Below are 19,173 nucleotides of genomic sequence, written 5' to 3' on the forward strand. Positions count from 1 at the left end.
GTGTTTGTAGAGCTCGTTCAGTGATATAATCGTGCCGGATTTGAAAATTATTTAGTGTTTGGATATTAAATTGATGGAAAAATTATCGGTCACAATCATTACCAAAAATGAGGAGAAGAATATTGCAAGGTGCCTTGAGAGTGTAAAGTGGGCTGATGAAATTGTTGTGCTTGATACCAATAGTACGGACCGTACAGTGGAAATTTGCAGGCAATTTACAGATAAGGTGTATTGTGTGGAATGGAATGGTTATGGGAAGCAGAAAAATTTATGCGCAGGTAGAGCTAGCCATAACTGGATCCTGAATCTTGATTCCGATGAAGAGATTAGCTCTGAAGGTGCTGAGGAGATACAGAAGGTATTGAGAGAGGGCCCAAGGCATCCGGTTTATCAATTTCCACGTAAAAACTTGTTTGCAGGCCGTTGGGTTCGTTTTGGAGGATGGTATCCGGATCATATCTCACGATTGTACGATAAATCTCGTGTGAGCTTCACAGAATCGCTGGTGCACGAAAAACTGGTTCCTGATGAGAATGTGGGTTCTTTCAAGAACCCTATTACCCACTATTCTTTTTCTGGGATGGAAGACTATATAGATAGACAAAACCGCTATTCTACGCTTTATTCTCGTGAAAAAGTAGAAAAGGGTTTTCGGGCTGGCTGGTCTCATCTTTTATTGCGACCTCCGGCTACCTTTATTAAAAATTATCTTATTAGGCAGGGGTTTAGGGATGGTTTTTTAGGATTATTTCTAGCCCTGGCTTTTTCGTTTTATACCTTTTTAAAATATGCCAAGACCAAAAAAACCTGATCGTTTTGTGATTGGTTTTCTTGGAGTTGACAGGACATTAAAATATGACAGAGTTGATACGATTGAGATAAAATAGTATTACGTTTAGGTTTTGCCGTTTTGCAGGAAGTTTCCCCGAACTCGGTCCCCCCTTACGTTTATCTTTCATTCTGGCATGAGTTTCACCCAATATTACTGAGGCTTTTTTCTTGAATAAAACGCAATTAATGTTATTAATGACACCGGTCATTTTGTTTTCCCTCACGGTTCACGAATACTCCCACGGTAAAATGGCCTTTTTGCTCGGTGATGACACAGCCCAACGCCTTGGCAGACTTTCATTTAATCCTATACGGCACCTGGATATACTTGGGGTGCTTTTTTTCTATTTTGTTGGGTTTGGTTGGGCTAAACCTGTTCCGGTTGATTGGCGGAACTTTGAAAACCCAAGAAAGGACATGATGTATGTGGCCATGGCTGGACCTTTGTCCAATATTGCCATGGCAGTAGTATGCAGTTTTTTTATTCGTTTGATGGGTCCTGAGTTTTCTTATTTGTTTGTTATTTTGGCTTATGGTATATGGATCAATGTCGCTTTGGCGATCTTCAATATGTTGCCCATGTACCCTTTGGATGGGTCCAGTGTGCTAAAGGGTATAGTTTCTCATGAAATTGCTGAAAAACTGACCCACCTTGACCGATTCGGAGCATTTCTGATTTTAGGCATATTTCTGCTGGATCATTTTGCGCATACGGGAATTCTCGGTACCATTTTAATGTTACCCATAAATTACACGGTTTCATTTCTGAGTCAGGAAACCTTTCCCATGATTATAGAGGTGTTAAGGGCTAGCCTTTCCTGATACAGATGGATAACTACTGATGAAAAAAAAACGTATTTTAAGTGGAATGCAGCCTTCGGGAAAACTGCATTTGGGGAATTATTTTGGAGCGCTGAAAAACTGGGTGAGCCTCCAGGATGAGTTTGATTGCTACTTTTTTATTGCCGATTGGCATGCTCTAAGCTCCTTATATGAAGGACCAGGACGTATCAAGGATTTTTCTTTTGAAGTGGCAATTGACTGGTTGAGTGCAGGGTTGGACCCGGAAAAATGCACGATGTTTCTCCAATCTGAAATACCTGAGCACGCAGAGCTTCATCTTATCTTATCCATGATTGTTCCTGTTCCCTGGTTGGAACGGAACCCGACCTATAAGGAAAAACAGGATGAAATAAAGAATGTGGATATGAGTTCATATGGGTTTTTAGGATATCCGGTTCTGCAAACCGCAGATATCGTACTTTATAAAGCAGACTTTGTTCCGGTAGGCATTGATCAGGCGCCACATCTGGAGTTGTCTCGTGAAATAGTGCGAAGGTTTAACAAGCTGTATAAGAAAGTATTTATTGAGCCTGGTGCGAAAATTTCTGATATTCCCAAGCTCAATGGTCTGGATGGCAGGAAAATGAGCAAAACCTACAACAATACTATTTTCCTTTCAGATGGTGAAAAAGAGATCCGTAAAAAGGTTCAGTCCATGCTTACAGACCCTGCCCGTGCGCGCAGGGATGATCCTGGCGATCCTGATGTGTGCAACCTGTATCCATTTCACAAAATCTATTCGCCCAAATCGATGCAGGATGAAATAAACACGGATTGCAGGACTGCAAAAATAGGTTGTGGCGACTGTAAAAAAATGCTTTCTCAAACTATGATTGAGGGTATGAAGCCGATGATGGAGAAAAGGCAGGAATTTCTTGCTCGCCCTGATACAGTAAAAGAAATTTTGCGCGAGGGCACACTGAAAGCTCAATCCGTAGCAAAATCCACTTTGGAACAAGCGAAACAAGCGATGAAATTGATGTAGGAGCTTTTGTACAATATTTATGGAAATCAAAGACACACTTAACTTACCTGTTACGGATTTTCCGATGAAGGCCAGCCTGACTAAGCGTGAGCCGGAAACCCTTGCCATTTGGGAAAAGGAGGAGTTATACAAGAAAATCCGACATTCTGCCAAAGGTAAGCCCAAATTCGTATTTCATGATGGTCCACCTTATGCCAATGGGCATATTCATATGGGCCATGCTTTGAATAAAGTTCTCAAAGATTTCATTGTTAAAATCACGAGTATGAAGGGTTTTGATTCCGGATTTATACCGGGCTGGGATTGTCATGGCCTTCCCATCGAACATCAGGTAGGTAAAAAACTGAAAGAAAAAAAACTGAACCTGGAAAAATCAGAAATTCGCAAGCAGTGCAGGGTTTATGCAGAAGAGTTTGTCGAAATTCAGAAAGAAGAGTTTAAAAGGTTGGGAGTGCTTGCAGATTGGGAAAATCCTTATTTGACTATGAACTACTCCTACGAAGCAACAATAGTTCGCGAGTTTGGTAAGTTTGTAGAAAAAGGGCTTGTGTATAAAGGATTGAAACCTGTTCATTGGTGTACCTCCTGCCAAACTGCTTTGGCAGAAGCCGAGGTTGAGCATGCAGACCACACCTCGCCATCAATCTATGTCAAGTTTCCGGTTCAATCAGGAGCGCCTCAAAGTATGGCAGGGTTAGAAAACTTATCCATGGTTATCTGGACCACGACCCCATGGACACTCCCTGCGAACCTTGCCATTTCCCTGCATCCCGAATTTGTCTATGTCGCAGTCAGCCATGACGAAGATATTTATATTGTGGCCGAAGACCGTTTATCTTCACTGGTAGAAGAATGGAAGCTGACGGATTATAAAATATTAGCTTCCTGTAAAGGTGGGGAATGGGAAAATGCTGTTTGCCGCCATCCTTTTATAGATAGAGAATCAAAAGTCATTCTTGGGGATCATGTAACTCTGGAGCAGGGAACGGGTTGTGTACACACCGCCCCGGGTCATGGGCAGGACGATTATATTGTCGGTCTGAAATATGGATTGGAACCCTATAATCCGGTTAACGGCGCGGGAGTTTTTGTGTCAGAGTTAGAACATTTTGGTGGTATGTTCGTCAGGAAAGCTAATCCTGAGATAATTGAAAAACTCAGGCAGGATGGTTATTTAATTTGTTCTGTAGATATTAAACATTCCTACCCGCATTGTTGGCGTTGCCGTCAGCCCATTATTTTCAGGGCAACGAATCAGTGGTTCATTGCGATGGATAAACAGGATCTGCGTAAGAGCGCCCTGGCAGGAATAGACCGTACAGAGTGGATTCCTCAGTGGGGAAGAGATCGGATATACAGCATGATAGAGAACCGTCCTGACTGGTGTGTTTCACGGCAAAGGGCATGGGGTGTTCCAATTACCTTGTTCACCTGTAATGATTGTGGGGAGTTTATTAATTCCAGAGAATTATTCGAGCGGATTGCAGATGGGGTGGAAAAACACGGAGCAGACTTTTGGTTTGATGCTGAAAATCTCTTGCCGGAAGGGACAACTTGTCAATGTGGAGGGAAAGATTTTTCCAAAGAAACAGATATACTGGATGTCTGGTTTGACTCTGGTGTCAGCCACGCGGCTGTTGTCGAAAATGATCCAGATCTGCACTGGCCGACTGATCTCTATCTTGAGGGAAGTGACCAGCATAGAGGCTGGTTCCATAGCTCTCTCTTGGAATCAATAGGAACAAGGGGCAAAGAGCCCTATAAATCGGTCTTGACTCATGGTTATGTGGTGGATGGGAAGGGTAGGAAAATGTCCAAATCCGCCGGCAATGTGATTGCTCCTCAAAAAATCATTGACCAGTATGGTGCGGAGATACTCCGCCTTTGGGTTGCTTCAGAAAACTATCGTGAAGACATTCGCATTTCAAATGAGATTCTAAAAAGACTGACAGAATCTTATCGAAAAATTCGAAATACATTCCGGTATTTATTGGGAAACCTTCACGACTTCAATCACGATGAAGACCGGGTGCCCGTCGAAGAAATGCTTGAATTGGACCGGTACATTATTTATCGATTTAATATCTTGAGGGATAAAATATTAACCGCTTATGACAACTACGAATTCCATGTGTTTTATCATTCGTTTTCAAATTTTTGTATTGTTGAATTGAGCGCGTTTTATCTGGATATTATCAAAGACAGGTTATATACCTATCCGCCTAAATCTCTTGGAAGACGCTCGGGCCAAACTGCTTTGCACATTCTTTTAATGGGGATGGTCCGTTTAATGGCTCCCATTTTAAGTTTTACTTCTGAAGAAGTCTGGTCATACCTCCCCGGGAAATGGGTGAATGAAAAAAGTGTTCATCTTTCTCAATTTGATGCTCCTGTTGATGTGAGTTTTGATGAGGGGCTTGTAGAAAAATGGCAGTTTCTGGTTGATTTGAAAGGGGAGGTTAGCAAGGCATTGGAAAAAAGCAGGAGAGAGAAGGTAATAGGTCATTCCCTTGATTCGATAGTCAAGTTGGTGGTTCCCGATAAGTTTAGGAAGATCATTGCAAACTCCTCAAACGAATTAAAATATATTTTTATCGTCTCAGAAGTGAACTTGGTTGATAGCCTGGACTCTAATGAAAACGTATATGAGAGCGAGTCTCTTCCCGGGCTAAAAGTATTTTCAGAAATGCATCCTGGAAAGAAATGCGAGAGGTGCTGGAACTATTTTTTGCCTGATACGCAGGCTGGCAAAACCAATGGTGAGATTTGTTTGCGTTGTGAAAGTCACCTCCATGCGGCAGGAGCTTGACAATGGTGAGGAATAAATATTTGTCGCTATTAATTGTGTCTGGAGTATTGATCGTGATCGATCAATATACCAAGCTCATGGTTTCGCTTCATATTCCTCTTAATTATTCGGTAGAAGTCATTGAGGGTATTTTCAACCTGACACATATTCGCAATTCCGGAGTTGCATTTGGGCTATTTGCCAGTCAACAGTCTGAGTATAAGGCGCTGATGTTCATAACAATATCGACCATTGCCATTACTGCTATCCTGGTGATATTTCATCAAACCCCTAAAGAAAAGAAAATGGTTCAGATTGGTTTGATTCTTATATTCAGTGGGGCGATTGGTAATCTTATTGACAGGAGCCTTCATGGTGAGGTGATAGATTTTGTTGATCTTTTTATCAATGGGCACCACTTTCCGGCATTTAATATTGCCGATTCCTGCATAACAATGGGTGTTGCCTTAATGGTGATCGATTTATTCAGTGAAGGTTCAAGGCCAGACCCGTCTACAAATACTCTTTAATTTCTTTATCTCCTAATGACTACGAAACCTTTAAAGGTAGTGATGATTCGTCGGGGAAGCAAACAAGTCTCTAATGTGCCCACTGAGAACCTGATCACGTTTATCAGGAAAAAAGCTTTACTTGGATCCGATGAACTTTCGGGTGATGGGAAAAGCTGGATAAGGGTCGACAGCCATTATCAGTTGCGTAAATTCTTTTTAAACAGCAAAAATAGTGAATCTTCAGAATCAATGGCGGATACCCTCAATCCTACTGATTCTGATTTGGCACTTCCCCCGGAAGGTCTTAAAGATGATCTTGAGCGAATGGCAGGCCTCTTGAAAGAAATTAATGAGTAATCGGCTGTATTAAAGATTGAGATTTGTGGCGGTAATATCATATTCCTTAAACTCCAGCGGGTCGATAGTTTCAGGATATAAAGCTCTGACAAAATTTTCTGCGGCTTGGGATGATCGGTGCAGGGTCAAAGCCACTTCATCTTTGAATAGCATGACGTGTAAAAAGGCGTAGGGATTCAATTTTTCCTGTTGTGCTATATAAAAAAGAGTTTCTTTCTCGTTTTCCTTGACATGTTCAACTAAAGCTTTAATTGCTTTTTTACACCGGTCGATAGCATGGGGTTTGACTTGGTAACGTGCTGTCATCAGGATAGGCATATAGACTCCTTAAAAATATTAGATAATACTCACTTGAGATTATAAAGCATGAATGTAAGAACATTTGCAAATCTAACTCTGTTCTTTAACGATTTTTATGGCGATGAAGGCCCCGAGTGAGAATAGCTTATGGATGCTGAAAATCTGATTGTCCTGATTGTTATTCCTCAAAGCCGTTTCTGTGATCAGCAATTGTCAGAATTAAATTCTGTATTTGAAGCGGCGTCGGTTAAAACTGTTACCCTTTCTAAGTCAGGCTCTGAAGCGGTCGGAGAAATGAAAACAAAAGTCACTCCTGATGGAATATTGGTGGACTGGGATAAAAGATTCTTACCGAATAAAAAATATGATGCGGTGGTGGTGGTTGGAGGGAAGGGCGCAAAAAGCTCTATTTGGAATGACCCGATTCTTCCTCAAATTATAACGGACCACTATAGAGCCGGTAAAATTGTGGGGGCTTTGGGAATATCAGTGATTTCATTGGTCCGTGCCGGGTTGCTTGCCGGTCATGAAGTCGCTGATACAAATCATGAAAAATGTAATCAAGAACTGAAGGAAGCTGGAGCTTATGTTGTTGAAGAACCCCTGACATGTTCGAATAAAATTGTAACGGCATTTGGAGAGTCCAGTGGCAAGTTGTTGGCTGCAAAAGTTCTGGAACTCTTAGGTGTTACATGACTGCACTGATTATTGCAGTTGAGCAGTTTTGATTTATGAGGAGGTTGGATCAACGGTAGTTGGTGAAAGACATGTCAATGCCGAAGTCTTTTGCCTTCAAGCTTGCTATGGCCGATTGCAGGTCGTCTTTATCTTTTGCTGATACTCTCACCTGATCGTCAGCTATCTGGGCCTGCATTTTTTTAAAACCCAGACCTTTAATATATTTAATAATTTCCTTGCCTTTATCTTGTGGGATTCCCTGCTGGATGGAAATCGTCTGTCGTACGGTATCTCCTGAGGCAGATTCTACATTTCCATAATCCAATGCTTTAATTGATACTTTTCTTTTTATCAATTTGCTTTGCAGAATATCAACAACGGAATTAAGTTTGTGTGCATCGTCTGCAAGAATTACGACCTGGGATTTTTTGGAATCCAGTTCTACCTCACTTTTGCTCCCCTTGAAATCAAACCGTTGCCTGATTTCAAGCATTGTTTGGTTGCAGGCATTTTGCACCTCCGCCATATCGGTTGTTGAAACAATATCAAATGATGAACTTTTAGAAGCCATAGTGTCTTATCCTGAATTTGATTTAACTTGGTTGAATATAGATCGAAAACCTTTTTTATTTGCTAATCAATTAGATTACGCCATAAGCCACCATAGCTTCGGCAACCTTAACAAATCCTGCCAGGTTTGCACCTTTTACATAATCTATATGTTTTTTTTCAGTTCCATAGTTGACGCACTGTTGATGAATGTCACGCATAATATTCTTGAGTCGATCATCAAGTTCGTCTCTTTGCCATGAAAGACGAATGCTGTTTTGGGTCATTTCAAGTCCAGAAACAGCAACCCCTCCTGCATTAGAAGCCTTTCCTGGCGAAAACATAATATTAGCCTGATCTAACGCCTCAATCGCCTCCATTGTTGTTGGCATGTTAGCACCTTCAGCCACACCCTTACATCCATTCTTAATAAGGTTTTCCGCATCAGACAATTCAATTTCATTTTGAGTTGCACAGGGAAATGCCAAGTCTGCCTTCACAACCCAAGGTCTTTTGCCTTTATGGAATTCTACTTTATATTTTTCTGCATATTCTGAAATTCTTCCCCTCCGGTTATTTTTTAAGTCAATGACGAAATTTAGCTTCTCATCATTTAAGCCATCAGGATCATAAATAAAACCAGAGGAATCTGATAAAGTTAGAACCTTACCACCTAAATCTATTATTTTTTGAGCACAAAACTGAGCAACGTTTCCTGATCCTGAGACAATGCAACTTTTCTCACTTATGGAATCCTGAATATGTTTAAGCATTTCTTCCATAAAATAAGCACAACCATATCCAGTAGCTTCTTTTCTTATCAAACTTCCACCAAACTCAATTGCTTTACCCGTTAGAGTTCCAGTGAATTCATTTTGTAAGCGCTTATATTGACCAAACATGTAGCTAATTTCTCTTGCGCCTACACCAATATCTCCGGCAGGGACATCTATATTTTCTCCTATATGTTTTGACAATTCTGTCATAAAAGCCTGACAAAACCGCATAATCTCACGTTCCGATTTTCCCTTTGGGTTGAAATCTGAACCACCCTTGCCAGAACCCATTGGAAGGCCAGTTAAGCTATTCTTGAAAGTTTGCTCAAAACCCAGGAATTTGAGGATGCTTAAATTGACAGAGGGGTGGAAGCGAAGGCCACCTTTGTAAGGTCCAATGGCATTATTGAACTGGACTCTGTAACCACGATTGGTACGTATATTACCTTTATCGTCTTGCCAGCATACCCGAAAAATAATAGTCCGGTCCGGCTCGGTCATTCGCTCAAGAATTTGATTTTCGATGTATTTGGGGTTTTCGTTGATGAATGGAATCACGCTGGTAGCTACTTCGTCAACAGCCTGATGAAATTCAACTTCGCCAGGATTTCTTTTGATCAATCCCTGCATGAATTCATTGTGATTTAATGCAGTGCCTCGAGTCATCATTTAATTTAGTCCTTTAAGTTAATATGGAAAAGCCTTGGAAATGATATTACCGTATAATACATAAGTTAATTTAATATGCCTCCTAAGGCCCATATTTATTTTTTTATACCCTATATATATCATGAATTCTTATACACATCCCATTTTAACTGATTTATCCAAGTCACTTCCAAAAAACTCTATTACATATAAATATATTCATGGCCCTGAAAACTTTGAAAAAGTTGCTGCTCAAGCCAGGGAAGAATTTGAATGTTTAAGTGAACTGGATGCTGACCCGGCTCGAAAAAAACAATTGATCGAATACGGTTATGAAGACACGCTGAAAGACTTGGAAGATGAAGACCGCTTGCGTCTTATTGGCGTTTTAAAACTTGTTATTGAATTGGCAGAAGAATTGGCTGAGGAATACTAAAGTCGTAATGAAAGGTTTGAAATAAAAATTATGAAAATGTGAGATTTATATGAGCTATCTTTATGCTTCTCTAGTCTTTGTATTAGGATTCATGTTGCCGGTTCAAGTCGGCATAAATGCGGAACTGGCCCGGCATACCAATAACCCGTTGCTTGCGGCGTTGATTTCTTTTTCTGTGGGTACATTATGTCTCATTGCAAGCGCAGTAATATTGAGAATACCTGTCCCTCCTATTGGTCAGGTAGCTGTTATGCCTGTCTGGATCTGGGGTGGAGGTTTAATTGGCGCTGCAGTTGTGCTGGGTTCAATTATTGCCGGACCTAAAATTGGCGCGCTCGCTCTGGTAGGTATATTGCTTGTGGGGCAATTGATTGCTTCTGTTTTGATCGATCATTTCGGTTGGCTGGGTTTTCCTATGCAAAAAATCAATATTGTCCGAATCTTTGGGATCTTGTTACTTCTGGGCGGATTTTATTTGATTCGAAACAATTAAACTAAAATTTTGAAAGGATGGATATGACCGGAACTGTTATGCTGGGTTATTTTGCAGGATTTTTAACGACTGTTTCCTTTATGGCTCAGGTTTTAAAAACCTGGAAAAGCAGATCAGCTTCTGACCTTTCGTTAGGGATGTTTTCAATATTTGGTGTGGGAGTAATGTGCTGGTTGATTTATGGGTTTCTAATCCATGAACCTCCAATTATATTCTGGAATTTAGTTACTTTAATTTTAATTTCTGCCATTCTTGCCATGAAATTGAAGTTTGATCCATAATATAGAACTTTTCTAATCATCTTGCCGTGAAAAATGCCTTATGTAATGGATTAATTGCCATATTTCAATTCGAATTTTTAACAGTAAGCTGTTACGTTATTTCTAATTAAGACTTTAATTTAAAAACCTAAAACTTACCTCATTTATTACTTCATCAAGTAAATTTTGAAATTCAAAAATTGCGTGTAATTTTAACTTAAATTTACCTGCCAAGGTCAATTATTTTCAATTTTACAAAGGCTTTCTTCAATAACTCTTCTAGCCAAACGGCTAAGGCATTACATTTTAATTATGACGCGAAGTGGGTAGAATCCCCAATCTCATGTATTTCATTAAAGTGGGCTCTATTTAGTAGGGATTAAAATTACTGGATTCGGCAGGAAAACAAAGTTCGGATGTGCAATAAAAAGCACTGGTGGAGGATTGGGGAACTAATTTCATTTTATCAAGTATTCATCTCTTTAGTTATTTCGTTGGGTTCTGGAAATTTTTCAGCTGTTCATACAATAAGTTAGATGCGATGCGAATCTCTTTTGGCAGGGCGGGTGATTTGTCGAGCTCACTTTTGATTATCCCGTAATTACGGGCTATATTCCTCACCTCACTTCTTTCTCGTGAAATTCTCACATTCATTTCTGCCACTCGGCGGAATAAAATATTTATGAATTCAAAGTTAAACTTATTGATAATGGTTGGGCTCAACGTCTTCAATATTGGTCTGTCGATCCTAAGGACCAGGCTGTTACTTAATGCAATGACGTTCTTATTGCGCGGGGTGACCGGGAGTGATGGAATCGTGCCAAATATGGAACCAGGTAGGAGAGTCGCAATTTCCACATCCTTTTGCTCATTTTTTTTAATACTACTTGACCATCAAGGATAATATATAGGGAAGGGTCGTTGGACTCCTGCTGGAGAATTAAATCACCTTTGCGGCACGAAACAAAGTTTTGGGTGAAGCTTGCAATTTCTGATTTTTCTTGATTAGTAAAGTTTTTAAATATTTCGAGCTCATCAAAATATTTAATATTTTGCAAAGTATCCATAAGTTAAAAACTTCTCTCCAAGTATTAACTTACTAATAATATGTGACACTATATAGTTATCTTTAGACTTAGGCAACGACAATAAATGTAATTAAACTCTCAGAAAATACTTTCCTAACCTTATTACCTCCTGATATCCATGGAGGTTATAAATGTTCGCCGCTCAAAAACGTAAATTGCCAAATTGCTGACAAATGTTTCATTTTCCAATAAAAAAGGGGCTAGCTTTATCAAGCTAACCCCTTATTCTATTTGGTAGCGGGGGCCGGATTTGAACCGACGACCTTTGGGTTATGAGCCCAACGAGCTACCAGGCTGCTCCACCCCGCAATAATACTGATTGACTGTGACTATCACTGATATGGATTGTGATGTCAAGGACTGGTCTTTACTCTTCTATCCGAGAGCAAAAAAACGGGCCCTGGTGGGACTTGCCCAAGACCAGAGCCCAAATGCTTTTGATATTACAGTCCGGCGTTTTTCCGGTCTGGATTGCGGAAAAGGGAAGTTTCGTTGGTTAATTCATCTAAAGCCGGGAAAGTTTCATCCGGATGGATTTTCTGGGCTTTAACCAGCAGCTCTTCTTCCGTTTCCCTTTTATCTTCATCTGGAATACAACAATCAACAGGGCATACTTCTTGACAGGCTTCTTCACCATGGAATCCTACACACTCTGTGCAGAGATCGGGTTCGATTTCATAGAAATCTTCGCCTTCGGTTATCGCCGTGTTAGGACACTCCGGTTCACATACGCCACAGTTGATACATTCGTCAGTGATAATTGTTGCCATCTTGATTTTCCTTCTAAATGGTTAATGATCTAAAAGATATTGAACTATATAGTTATTCGCTAAATTAAGTTATTTGCGTTAAAGGCCCGCCAGAGTAAAGCTCCTGAAAAGGTGCTTCAAATTATAGTCAATTACAGAGCAAGTCAAGAATTTTTTTGGAAAACCCCCCAATTTGAAAGTCGCACCAGACAATAGATTCCTTCATATTGATAAAAAAGGGCTTATCATATGCAGGCCCGTTTATGTTTTCGGCTGTTTTCGTGTTAAAAATAAGCCTTTTTTCTCTACTGATTTGATATGATTTTAATATGATTGTCAAAAAAATTCTCATCTATATGCCTGTCCTGTTGATCCTGTTTCTGTCGCAGTCTTTTTTCTGGGTGCCCACTTACGATAAGCAGGCGGTTGGTAACCCCGTACGGTTGGTTAAGTATGTACAGGGCTCCAGCGGCGATGCACATATACTGAACCCCACTTTAAGCGCTGATACCTCATCCAGTTCCATAAATGAGTTGGTTTTTGACGGTCTGATTGATCTTGATCAGAACCTAAAATATCGCCCAAGACTTGCAAAGTCCTGGGTTCAGTTTGAAGAGGCAATGCTGACACTTAACACATCTTCTTTTTTGCCCGGAGGCAAGTTTGCGGACAGCAAATCGGACTGGCCCGATAGCCTTGTTGAAGCAATAGGTAAAAATACTGAATGGGCTAAAAACCTGCGTTCCGTAGAAGTTATTCCTGGAAAAACCATACAGGGAGTGATTAAACTTTCTGGTTCTGACAAAGATTTAAAACAGATTCCTTACACAGTCCACCAGCCACCCAGATTGAAATTCACTCTGGAAAAAATTGATCAGGATTTCTTTGTTCCCATCAGGCAGTGGTTGGGCGAAGGCTATTTTACAAACTTCCCCTACGATAAATTCATCCATGCCGAAGAACCGCAACATCAGAAAAAACTTCAGGAATATTACAGACAAATATTGCCGTTGACAGAACATAACCCGGTGATCGTGTTTGACCTGAGAAAAGATGTGACCTTTCACGATGGTCATCCGTTTGACTCTGGCGATGTTTTGTTTACTTTTGAATCAATCATCGATCCTAAAGGCACATCACCTAGAAAATCCGATTACGAGCCGGTAAAAAACGCAAAAGTTCTGGGGCCGCATAAAATTCGTTTCACTTATAAACGCCTTTTTTCGCCAGCCATAAACTCCTGGTCCATGGGCATTCTGCCAGAACACCTGCTAACAAGGGAGAAGCTGGTTGAAGAAGCCGGGGAACGAGGTCGGGACCCTGAAGTTTTTGGTTTGCGCGACAGCAATTTCAATCGCCATCCAATTGGTACTGGGCCGTTCAAATTCGTAGAGTGGAAGTCCGACGAACATATACGACTGGCCCGAAACGAACATTACTGGGAGGGAGCACCGGAATACGAAGAATATGTCATGCGCATTATTCCAGACTCTTTGACGCAGGAGATGGAATTTTATGCCGGGGCGGTTGATAATTATTCCGTGCAACCCCACCAGGTGGCCCGGTTTTCAACTGACGATAAATATCAAAGCTTTTCCAGTCTGGGCTATTTCTACTCCTACATTGGCTATAACTTGCGTAAGCCTTTATTTAAAGATAAAGATATACGTGTGGCACTTGGCATGGCCATCGACATCGACCCGATCATTCAATACATTCTTTATGGAGAGGGGGAAAGGGTGACAGGACCCTACCCGAAAATCACAGAATGGTACGACCCTGATGTCAAATCTCTACCTTACGACCCGGAGGGAGCGCTTAAAATCTTGAACGCCAAAGGGTGGAAGAAAAACGCCGATGGCTGGCTGGAAAAAGATGGAAAAGTTTTTGAGTTCAATCTGATCACAAACAGTGGAAACCCCGTGCGTAAAAACATTCTCACCATTGCCCAGGAAAGCTGGAGGAAGATTGGCATCAAATGCAACACGCAGCTTTTCGAGTGGGCGGTATTCCTGAAAGATTTTGTCAATGCTCTTAAATTTGACGCGCTGGTGTTGGGGTGGAGCATGGGCATCGACCCGGACCTCTACCAGATCTGGCACTCAAGTCAGGCAGGACCCGGACAACTGAACTTTGTCGGCTATAAGAATGACGAGGCGGACAGGCTGATAACAAGAATCCGCAGAGAATACGACCGGGAAAAGCAGGTCAAAATGGCGCACGAGCTTCACCGTATGATCGCAAGAGACCAGCCTTATAACTTTTTGTACGTTGCAAAATCGACCCAATTGCTGGATAAGAAAATCGTGATTGTAGAAAAAGAAGAGGGCGGGGAAGTGAAGTATGAGAAAATTTATCCAACCCGAGACGGTCGAATCCGCTATTACTTCAACAAATGGAAAAAACTGGCAACCCTTCCCACTTTCAGTTCTGCGGGATAATATTACATATTTCTTCTTTATGAGTTGAAGAGTGGAAGAGATATTTAACAGTGTATTTGAAATTATCGAGGTTAAATTTATGAAGCTACCGGGTTCCAAAGGGGAACATAAACTGCAAAAAAAGCTCGGCACTGCGAAGAAGGCTCAGGCTTTCTATAAAAATCAGATGCTGGATCATCTCAACCCTGAGATGTGCGAGTTTATTTCCAATCAGGAAATCGTTTGCATTGCCACTTCTGACGCGAACGGTGAATGCGACTGCTCTTTTAGAAACGGTCCACCGGGATGGGTTCGGGTTATCAATGACAAAACCCTGGCGTTCCCCGAGTACAGGGGCAATGGAGTCTTCGCCAGTATGGGGAACATCATGGAAAACCCTCATGTTGGAATGATATTCGTTGACTTTTTTGACAGCACGGTTGGTCTGCATGTAAATGGCAAAGTTCGGATATTTATGGACCAGGCAATTAGTGGTTTGGTACCGGATGACCTTAAGAAAAATATTCCCAAAGGAGGGGGGCTTAAAGCGGAGTGCTGGGTGGTCGTTGAAATAGAAGAAGCCTATATTCATTGTTCAAAGCACATCCCCCGGCTCAAAAAAATGAAGAAGGAAATTCACTGGGGAACGAACTTGGAAACGCATAAGAAAAGTAATACGTTTGTGACCAGAAAAACAACCCGCAGAAAGTCCAGGAGTAAATAAACTTTGGATAATACCGAGCAGTTACTGGAAGATTTGAAGAGTGAAGACCCGACCACACGGGAGAATGCGACCCGTGAACTATGGATCATCTGGCATCGACAGGAGGGCGCTGAACTGGAACGTGACTTGAATGAGGCAACGGAGTTGATGGATCGGCAAAAGCACGATGAGGCGTTGATCGCGTTGCAAACCCTTGTTGAGAAATGCCCCGAATTCGCCGAAGCTCACAACAAACTCGCTACTCTCCTGTTTCTCATGGGACAATACGATGAGTCCATAAAAGAATGCGAAGAAGTTTTGAAACGAATCCCTCACCATTTTGGCGCTCTCAATGGGCTGGGGCTGTGTCTGTTTGAACTGAAACGATTCGAGGAGGCAATTCGCAGCTTCCAGAAGGCTCTTGAAATCCAGCCTTATGCCCAAATCAACCGGACCTATATTGCAAACTGCCGTGCCAACCTCAACTAACCACTAGCCTAACGCCTGGTGGCTCGCCATGACGAAAATCACCCCAGCCCCTCTTCGGGGAAGAGGGGTTCATAAAAGATCCCCCCTCACCCACGAAATTTTCGGAAGGGGATATCGCAAAGTCCACTATTGGAGGTGTCGGGTTACAAAATTGTAAAAACTTGCTAAAATAAACAAGCTCAGCCGGTAAGAATATTTCCAATTATTGAAAGGCAACCCTGTTGATCATCAAAAAAGACAATCAATTTTCGGTGGAGTGCCATTCTAAAGTCGCTTCAGATTGTCTTCAGAATGGCGACTATTGCGAAACAGAAGAAGAAGCGCAGGAGTGGGTGGAAGATGAGTGCTGGATTAATTCTGGAGAAGGCTGGATTTGTCCCCAGTCCAACATCCATTTCATGGGCAATCTTTCTACCTACCGCAGAGACAAAAAGCTGGATCGGATAGATACTGATATTGCAGGTGGTGTTGAGACTATACAGCGAACAAAAATTTGACCCAGGTAGAATATGGAGCGATCACTTTAAAACAGTTTCAATCCGTTCAAGAGCCCAATCGAGTTCTTCTCTCGTAATAACGAGTGGCGGAGCAAAACGGATCACGTGTTTATGGGTTTCTTTGCAGAGGATGCCTTTTTCCATCAATGCTTCGCAGAACTTCCTCGCTTCTCCGGCAGACTTCTTCAACTCTACACCGATAAGCAATCCTTTACCCCGAACTTCTTTCACGTAGGGGGAGATAATATTCTTCATTAATTACTTAAGGTAATGAAAAATAAATATATATTTTTAAATAAGATTTTTGTCTTCAATGGCCTTAAGGGCTTCGCGCGCAACAGCGCAGGCAAGTGGATTGCCCCCATAGGTGCTGCCGTGGTCACCCGGTTCAAAAACAGAGAGGGCTTCTTTGTTGGAGAGCACGGCGGACACGGGATTGACTCCGCCTGAAAGAGCTTTACCTACTAAAGTGAGGTCAGATTCGATACCCTCATGTTCTTCGGCAAAAAGTTTTCCGGTCCTGCCCAGTCCTGTTTGAATTTCATTGAGAATGAGCAGGACATTATGCCTGTCACAAATTTCGCTAGCTTTTTTCAGATAACCGGCAGGTGGCACTATGATTCCCCCTTCGCCCTGAATGGGTTCCACCAGAAAGGCAACGGTGTTTGGAGTGATGGCCCATTCAAGAGCTTCCGCATCCCCGAAGGGGATGGTGATGATCCGGGTGCGAAAGGACCGAACCCGTCTTTATATTGTGATTCAGAGCTAAACCCGACGATGGTGGTGGTCCGGCCATGGAAGTTATTGGCGCAGACAATGATTTCGGCCAAGTCATCAGGGATTTCTTTAATTTTGTAACCCCATTTACGGGCGGCTTTGAGGGCGGTCTCAACAGCCTCGACACCCGTATTCATGGGCAATACACAGTGTGAATGGGTCATTTCACAAATTTCTTTGTAGAAAAGCCCCAATTGGTCAGTCCGGAAAGCCCGGGAAACCAGGGTAAGCTTTTGGGCTTGTTCGATCAGGGCATTCATGATGCGGGGATGGCAGTGCCCCTGGTTGAGGGCAGAATACGATGCCAGCATATCCAGATATTTATTACCTTCCACATCCCAGACCCAGACGCCCTGGCCCCGGGCCAGAACTACATCAAGAGGCTTATAATTGTTCGCCCCAAACTCATTTTCGAGATCTATAAAGCTTTGAGCATTTGAATAAGTGACGGTTGAGTCCATTTCGAGTACCTCTAAATCGTTCAGCATTTTCCTCAATAGTAATTTAGGTCTCAATTTATGTACCCGCTAGGTGAAAAGGCATAATATGCTCTCTAGACAAGCTGAATATGGAAAAAACCTGAGTATTACAGAGATGACCCCATGATAATTGCCTGAGATATGATGATTGGAACTCTGGTTAGGACAATAATTTGGTAAACATTCAAAAACCTGTATCCGGGTGAGAGATATTGACCAGATTATGGTAAATGACTATAACTACCAGCAAGCCGGTTTAAGCTTTGATTTCCAATCAGTTTTAGATATAATAAGACTTTCCAAAAACCATTTTATTAATTGAGAATAAACATATGAGTATTGACGACAAAGAGTTGGAAGATTTTATGCCTGCGCTTGAGTTGGAATGGACCGATGAAGCCCAGAGCCGTATGACTAACGTGCCATTTTTCGTCCGCAAAAGTGTGGTGCGTGGCATTGAACAATATGCCAAAGATAAAGGCATCACAATAGTTGATGACATTGTTGTCTCCAAGGCTCGCCAGGAACGTGAAGGCGAAGCTATGGAGCAGGCTCGTAAAAAGAAAGCAGAAGAGCAGAAAGCTTCCAGTGATGAAAACCCCGTCCAACGTCAATACATAAGTTTCACTTTCTATAAACTCGATCCGGCATTTCGCCGACTGCCCAAAGATGAACGCGATCAGGGTATGAAAGAGTTTATTGATGTGCTTGAAGAATACGATAACAGTTCCGATATGATTTTACTGTGTTACTCAATGGTCGGCCTGCGTGGTGATGTTGATATAATGACCTGGCGCATCTCTTACTCTCTTGAAGAGTTCCAGACAATGACCACCAAGCTTATGCAGACCGGGTTGGGAAGATATCTGCATACACCGTATTCTTATCTTTCCATGACCAAGCGGTCGATGTATATGGACTTCATAAATCCCGAGCACGAAGAAGACCGTACTCACATTATTCCGGGCAAGGCGAAATATCTTTTCATTTACCCTTTCGTCAAGACACGAGAATGGTATCTGCTGACACAGTTCACCCGACAGGGAATCATGGACGAGCATATTTATGTCGGCAACAAATATCCTTCCGTTAAATTGAATACGACCTATTGTTTTGGTATTGACGATTACGAATTTGTTGTTGCTTTCGAGTCCAATTCTCCTGATGATTTTCTAGATCTGGTTCAGGAACTGAGGGAAACAGAAGGAAGCCGGTATGTGAAAGAAGATACTCCTATCTTCACCTGTATTGCCATGTCGATTGAAGACGCTGTCCATAGCCTGGGCTGTTAAAAGGCGTTAATATTTGCTGCGGAATTCAGGATTCATTGTTTACCAGTGTCCCTTTGAGATCACCGGTTATGCTTAGTACATCGGTATTAACAACGATGCTTCCAAGCCCTGCCTGACTTCAAAAAGAAATCGATAAGCTTCTTCTAAAAAATAACCTCAAGGGGTTAAGGATTTATCAAGTCTAGAAGATTATTTACAGTCTGCTAATGCTATTGTTTCTGGC

At 41.8% G+C, this 19,173-nt stretch carries 19 protein-coding genes, 1 tRNA gene and 2 pseudogenes; 15 read left to right on the top strand and 7 right to left on the bottom strand.

The window, feature by feature from the left end:
* The first annotated feature begins 73 nt into the window (after positions 1 to 73).
* The 6 genes from F3741_01725 (at position 74) to F3741_01750 (ending at position 6,316) form a co-directional block, all read left to right on the top strand.
* On the top strand, positions 74 to 811 hold the full coding sequence (locus F3741_01725; protein ID MZG29516.1) for a glycosyltransferase family 2 protein: 738 nt from the start codon (positions 74 to 76) through the stop codon (positions 809 to 811).
* 215 nt (positions 812 to 1,026) lie between these two features.
* Positions 1,027 to 1,653: a site-2 protease family protein gene (locus F3741_01730; protein ID MZG29517.1), complete on the top strand. Its 627-nt coding sequence runs from the start codon at positions 1,027 to 1,029 to the stop codon at positions 1,651 to 1,653.
* Between the two features lie 19 nt (positions 1,654 to 1,672).
* Complete coding sequence (trpS, locus tag F3741_01735) at positions 1,673 to 2,659, top strand: tryptophan--tRNA ligase (protein ID MZG29518.1); 987 nt, start codon at positions 1,673 to 1,675, stop codon at positions 2,657 to 2,659.
* A 19-nt stretch (positions 2,660 to 2,678) separates the two neighbouring features.
* On the top strand, positions 2,679 to 5,468 hold the full coding sequence (gene ileS / locus F3741_01740) for an isoleucine--tRNA ligase (protein ID MZG29519.1): 2,790 nt from the start codon (positions 2,679 to 2,681) through the stop codon (positions 5,466 to 5,468).
* 5 nt (positions 5,469 to 5,473) lie between these two features.
* Positions 5,474 to 5,977, top strand: a complete 504-nt coding sequence (gene lspA / locus F3741_01745) for a signal peptidase II (protein ID MZG29520.1) — start codon at positions 5,474 to 5,476, stop codon at positions 5,975 to 5,977.
* Between the two features lie 15 nt (positions 5,978 to 5,992).
* Positions 5,993 to 6,316: a hypothetical protein gene (locus F3741_01750; GenBank protein ID MZG29521.1), complete on the top strand. Its 324-nt coding sequence runs from the start codon at positions 5,993 to 5,995 to the stop codon at positions 6,314 to 6,316.
* A 9-nt stretch (positions 6,317 to 6,325) separates the two neighbouring features.
* On the opposite strand, the gene F3741_01755 is transcribed toward F3741_01750, so the two are convergent.
* On the bottom strand, positions 6,326 to 6,634 hold the full coding sequence (locus tag F3741_01755) for a hypothetical protein (protein ID MZG29522.1): 309 nt from the start codon (positions 6,632 to 6,634) through the stop codon (positions 6,326 to 6,328).
* A 129-nt stretch (positions 6,635 to 6,763) separates the two neighbouring features.
* On the opposite strand from F3741_01755, the gene F3741_01760 reads away from it, so the two are divergent.
* Entirely contained in the window at positions 6,764 to 7,312 is a 549-nt protein-coding gene (locus F3741_01760) for a DJ-1/PfpI family protein (protein MZG29523.1), read from the top strand.
* Positions 7,313 to 7,361: 49 nt separating this feature from the next.
* On the opposite strand, the gene F3741_01765 is transcribed toward F3741_01760, so the two are convergent.
* Positions 7,362 to 7,865, bottom strand: coding sequence for a YajQ family cyclic di-GMP-binding protein (locus F3741_01765; GenBank protein ID MZG29524.1), 504 nt, complete (start codon positions 7,863 to 7,865; stop codon positions 7,362 to 7,364).
* Between the two features lie 70 nt (positions 7,866 to 7,935).
* Positions 7,936 to 9,285, bottom strand: a complete 1,350-nt coding sequence (locus F3741_01770) for an NADP-specific glutamate dehydrogenase (GenBank protein ID MZG29525.1) — start codon at positions 9,283 to 9,285, stop codon at positions 7,936 to 7,938.
* 124 nt (positions 9,286 to 9,409) lie between these two features.
* On the opposite strand from F3741_01770, the gene F3741_01775 reads away from it, so the two are divergent.
* From F3741_01775 to F3741_01785, 3 genes are read left to right on the top strand one after another with little or no spacing between them, the layout of a single operon-like run.
* Positions 9,410 to 9,703, top strand: coding sequence for a hypothetical protein (locus tag F3741_01775; protein MZG29526.1), 294 nt, complete (start codon positions 9,410 to 9,412; stop codon positions 9,701 to 9,703).
* Between the two features lie 49 nt (positions 9,704 to 9,752).
* Positions 9,753 to 10,196 (top strand): DMT family transporter, encoded by a 444-nt coding sequence (locus tag F3741_01780; protein MZG29527.1) that lies wholly within the window; start codon positions 9,753 to 9,755, stop codon positions 10,194 to 10,196.
* A gap of 23 nt (positions 10,197 to 10,219) precedes the next feature.
* Entirely contained in the window at positions 10,220 to 10,477 is a 258-nt protein-coding gene (locus F3741_01785) for a hypothetical protein (GenBank protein ID MZG29528.1), read from the top strand.
* Between the two features lie 746 nt (positions 10,478 to 11,223).
* Here F3741_01785 and F3741_01790 read toward each other — a convergent pair.
* The 3 genes from F3741_01790 to F3741_01800 form a co-directional block, all read right to left on the bottom strand.
* Positions 11,224 to 11,523, bottom strand: coding sequence for a hypothetical protein (locus F3741_01790; GenBank protein MZG29529.1), 300 nt, complete (start codon positions 11,521 to 11,523; stop codon positions 11,224 to 11,226).
* 253 nt (positions 11,524 to 11,776) lie between these two features.
* A tRNA-Met gene (locus tag F3741_01795) sits at positions 11,777 to 11,853 on the bottom strand.
* A gap of 134 nt (positions 11,854 to 11,987) precedes the next feature.
* Entirely contained in the window at positions 11,988 to 12,314 is a 327-nt protein-coding gene (locus F3741_01800) for a YfhL family 4Fe-4S dicluster ferredoxin (protein ID MZG29530.1), read from the bottom strand.
* A gap of 308 nt (positions 12,315 to 12,622) precedes the next feature.
* Here F3741_01800 and F3741_01805 point away from each other — a divergent pair, with 308 nt between their 5' ends.
* The 4 genes and pseudogenes from F3741_01805 to F3741_01820 all read left to right on the top strand — a co-directional run bounded on the left by F3741_01805 (position 12,623) and on the right by F3741_01820 (position 16,318).
* Entirely contained in the window at positions 12,623 to 14,734 is a 2,112-nt protein-coding gene (locus F3741_01805; GenBank protein MZG29531.1) for a peptide ABC transporter substrate-binding protein, read from the top strand.
* Between the two features lie 79 nt (positions 14,735 to 14,813).
* Positions 14,814 to 15,437 (top strand): pyridoxamine 5-phosphate oxidase, encoded by a 624-nt coding sequence (locus tag F3741_01810; protein MZG29532.1) that lies wholly within the window; start codon positions 14,814 to 14,816, stop codon positions 15,435 to 15,437.
* Positions 15,438 to 15,440: 3 nt separating this feature from the next.
* A complete protein-coding gene (locus tag F3741_01815; GenBank protein MZG29533.1) occupies positions 15,441 to 15,905 on the top strand; it encodes a tetratricopeptide repeat protein in 465 nt (154 codons plus the stop codon).
* A gap of 221 nt (positions 15,906 to 16,126) precedes the next feature.
* Positions 16,127 to 16,318: pseudogene (locus F3741_01820) on the top strand (hypothetical protein).
* A gap of 105 nt (positions 16,319 to 16,423) precedes the next feature.
* Here F3741_01820 and rocD read toward each other — a convergent pair.
* Positions 16,424 to 17,640, bottom strand: a pseudogene (rocD, locus tag F3741_01825) (ornithine--oxo-acid transaminase).
* 350 nt (positions 17,641 to 17,990) lie between these two features.
* On the opposite strand from rocD, the gene F3741_01830 reads away from it, so the two are divergent.
* Positions 17,991 to 18,950: a chlorite dismutase gene (locus tag F3741_01830; protein ID MZG29534.1), complete on the top strand. Its 960-nt coding sequence runs from the start codon at positions 17,991 to 17,993 to the stop codon at positions 18,948 to 18,950.
* Positions 18,951 to 19,173: the final 223 nt, after the last annotated feature.

The sequence above is a fragment of the Nitrospinota bacterium genome (genome assembly GCA_009873635.1).
Taxonomy (GTDB): Bacteria; Nitrospinota; Nitrospinia; order Nitrospinales; family VA-1; genus LS-NOB.